Origin of the sequence: Microcoleus sp. T3_B1 (assembly GCF_036700445.1) — a bacterium.
Classification (GTDB): Bacteria; Cyanobacteriota; Cyanobacteriia; order Cyanobacteriales; family Microcoleaceae; genus Microcoleus.
Genome location: NZ_JAUBOX010000178.1, coordinates 1 through 3,347, shown reverse-complemented (window position 1 = coordinate 3,347; position 3,347 = coordinate 1). Strand labels below are relative to the sequence as shown.

At 44.3% G+C, this 3,347-nt stretch carries 4 protein-coding genes; 2 read left to right on the top strand and 2 right to left on the bottom strand.

What is annotated here, in order from left to right:
- The coding region (locus QT990_RS35530) for a transposase (protein WP_333466397.1) at nt 1–1,225 on the top strand (1,225 nt) is incomplete at its 5' end.
- A 66-nt stretch (nt 1,226–1,291) separates the two neighbouring features.
- On the top strand, nt 1,292–1,477 hold the full coding sequence (locus QT990_RS35525) for a hypothetical protein (RefSeq protein WP_333466396.1): 186 nt from the start codon (nt 1,292–1,294) through the stop codon (nt 1,475–1,477).
- A 36-nt stretch (nt 1,478–1,513) separates the two neighbouring features.
- Here the strand turns inward: QT990_RS35525 and QT990_RS35520 are convergent, their stop codons facing one another.
- Nucleotides 1,514–1,666, bottom strand: coding sequence for a hypothetical protein (locus QT990_RS35520; protein ID WP_333466395.1), 153 nt, complete (start codon nt 1,664–1,666; stop codon nt 1,514–1,516).
- Nucleotides 1,638–3,191, bottom strand: coding sequence for a response regulator (locus QT990_RS35515; RefSeq protein WP_333466394.1), 1,554 nt, complete (start codon nt 3,189–3,191; stop codon nt 1,638–1,640). Before QT990_RS35515 ends, QT990_RS35520 begins: the two co-directional genes overlap by 29 nt.
- Between the last annotated feature and the right edge of the window lie 156 nt (nt 3,192–3,347).

Below are 3,347 nucleotides of genomic sequence, written 5' to 3'. Positions count from 1 at the left end.
ACTAGACCAACGTTTAATTGACCGCACCGTAGAAATTGCCAAACAAAAAGGTGGATTTGGCTCATCTCAACTTAAAGCGGCTTTAGATTCCTCCCCGTTATGGGGAGCCGGGAAAGTCGAAGATACATATAATCTATTGGGTCATGATGAGCGGAAAGCAGTAAGCATGATAGCTGCTGTGCAGGGGCGGGAGCCAGCAGAAATTGCCCGGGAAGCAGGTGCACCCATCCTTAATAGTTCCAGCTTAAAAACGGCCTTAGATTTAAACTGGGATAATCCAGTAGAGCGTCAAAATGCACTCTTAATTATCCTAAGTAGCTTAGATTCGGTGGAAGAATGGATGCAAAGCCAGTCTGATTGTGATGAATTTGAAGTAGTTCAAGAGACTCTGGATGTTGCCCGAGTCATTGAATCCCAAAATGTGACTTTCGACTCACAAGGCGTTCCGAGTTTAAGTAAAGGGGTCGCAAAAGATCGTCGCATTTCTATTGAAGACCCAGATATGCGGCATGGGCGTAAAAGCCGCTCTAAAAAAATAGATGGATATAAACGCCACGTTCTTAAAGATTTAGAGAGTGGTGTAGTTTGCGCGGTGGCGTTGACACGCGCCAATACTCCAGAATCTGCTGCTACAATTGACCTAGAACGTGACTTAAAATTGCAAAATATTCACCTATCTGAGTTACATATCGATCGGGCTTATTTATCTAGTCATTGGGTGACACAACGGGATGATAAATTACAGATATTTTGTAAGGCGTGGCCGGTCAAAAATTCTGGAAGGTTTGATAAAAATTCTTTTTTTCTTGACTGGGATACGCATTTAATTAGCTGTCCTAATCAGGTAAGTATCCCATTTGAACCCGGAAAAATTGTTCATTTTCCTCAGAATGAATGTGCAATTTGTCCTCTGAGATCTGGTTGCACGAATAGTAAAAGAGGACGGACTGTATCAATTCATCCTGATGAAGCCTTAATGCAAGAGTTGCGAGCACGTCAATCCACTGCTATTGGTAGAATAGACTTAAGAAAACGTACTACAGTTGAACACTCTCTGGCTCATATTGGGCATTGGCAGGGGAACCGTGCTCGCTATATCGGGCAGCGGAAAAATCTTTTCGATCTACGGCGAGTCGCTGTCGTCCATAATCTTCATGTCATTGCTCGAATGGATAAGGTTCGGCCAATTACACCAGGCATAAAGTCGAACTCATGGACTGGCTAATTTCATAAAGTCTTTTTTTTGTCAACTCCTAATACTGAACCGACGCCCTAGCACGAATTAGCGATTATGCGTAGTCTTAAGAATCTCCGACTCTTTACAGGCGGAATGCACGTTTTTCTTCTTGTATGGTTTGGGCAACTGGTATCCCTCATCAACGTGAGTTCAATGGAGTACGATCGCGACAAAACAGGGGACTATTGGGCAGAGTATCTCTCGTGGCAACGTAAGCGAACGTCAGCCGAACGGGTGTAGCGATTAAACTCCATCGAACTCACGTTACGTTACGGTTTACTGTACTGTTGCAATACTCACTTGGCCGCGATCGCCCGATGTTCCTGTGCCAGCCGCTTGCTTGCCGTCTTGTTCTTTGAACAGCGATCGCTCACTTGAAGGAACAGCGATCGCAAACAAATCACTTTTCTGTAAAACTCCAAACACCATTCCAGTGTTCTGGCACACCCTCCGTCATCAATTGCTCAATTCTCTCCAAATAAAGGAGAGCAGTTTTATCTGAAGGATGTACAGCAATCACCCTCTCAAAACAGCCTCTCGCAGCTTCCAGCTTATCTTTGTGCCGATATAATTTCAATCCTTCCTCAAAATCCGGTTTTGTTTTCAACTTCAGTACCCTCACATCCTCATGTTCTGCATCCAGCACCTCATAAACCGCGATCGCCTCATTTCGACCCTTCACAATCGCCCGGTCTAAAAAGCGCAATTGGTATTCATCGGCATTAGTTGAATCATCTAGCGCTTGCTGAGAAATCAGCAGAGAAACGCCGTAAAACTTCGTTAGCCCTTCCAACCGTGCCGTTAAATTAACATTGTCAGAAAAAGCATCACCCTGCATCCGGTTCTCTTCGCCGACCATGCCCAGCATCATGTGACCCACATGAATACCAATCCCAATCTTAATAGGTTGCTCACCTGCCTGAAGTCGTCCCTGATTAAATTGCTCCACGACTCTAAACATAGCAACGCCCGCCGCCAAAGCATCATTGCCTCCATCTGGAAAAACAGCCATCATACCGTCCCCCAGAAACTTGACAATCAAGCCATGATTGGTACGGATTTCTGGACTAACTTGCTGCAAATAAGTATTGACAAAAGCAAAATTTTCCTTAGGAGTCATTTTTTCAGACAGCGTAGTAAAGGAGCGAATGTCAGAAAACATCACTGCCATAACTTTGCTGACGTGATCTCCTAATTGCACATCAGTAATACTTTTCTTCCGCAGAAAACGCAGATAATCATGAGGAACAAAGCGACCATAAGCTGTCAGCAGCTCTTCCAAATTTTGATTTGCCCGAGTCAATTCCTTCTCTCGTGCTTTGACAGTGTTGACCATCTGAGTAAAGACTCGTGCCAGTTGTCCTAATTCGTCACTGCGTTTAGCAACCTCTGTTAGTGCATCGGGTTGAAAGGCATCTCGTTCCACCTCAGAAGCAGCACTTGTCACCTTACCAACTTGCTCAATATATGCTGCTTGACGTAAAATTTCAGCTTTGAAAAGTCCTTCAGCTTCCTGTCGCTTGAGGAAATTCAAATAGGCATTGGAGTGATAGCGGATGCGAGCGATCAGTTCCATGCGCTCAGGTGGTTTCACTAGGTAGTCATTTGCGCCTAGTTCAAATGCCTTGGCTTTGATAATAGGGTCTTCTTTACTGGATAATACAATTAACGGAATATTGCAGGTAAAAGTGTCTTTGGAGCGGAGAAATCGAACTAACAGCAAGCCGTCCATTTGGGGCATAACCAAGTCTTGCAAGATGACTGTTGGCTGGCACTCCTCGGCAAAGTCAAAGGCTTGAGTCGGATCGCTACAGTAGTGAAATACCATGTCCTGTTCGGATGCCAACATTCGACGAATGGCTTCACAAACAATGGATTGATCGTCAATTAATAAAACTGTTATTTGCTCGTGCATCAAAGTTGTCATAAGTGGTAATAAGAAGGAAGAAGGCATAGACAGCGAGCTTTTGACTCTTCCGTGTTTTACGTTTAATTAGGTAAGTGAATTGACTTAATTAGCGATTCAGTGTCATATTTTGGCGGAGGGTAGTGCCGATCGCATCTGGTGATAAAACCTCTACAGCAGCATTCAACTCAACCGCTGCTTTAG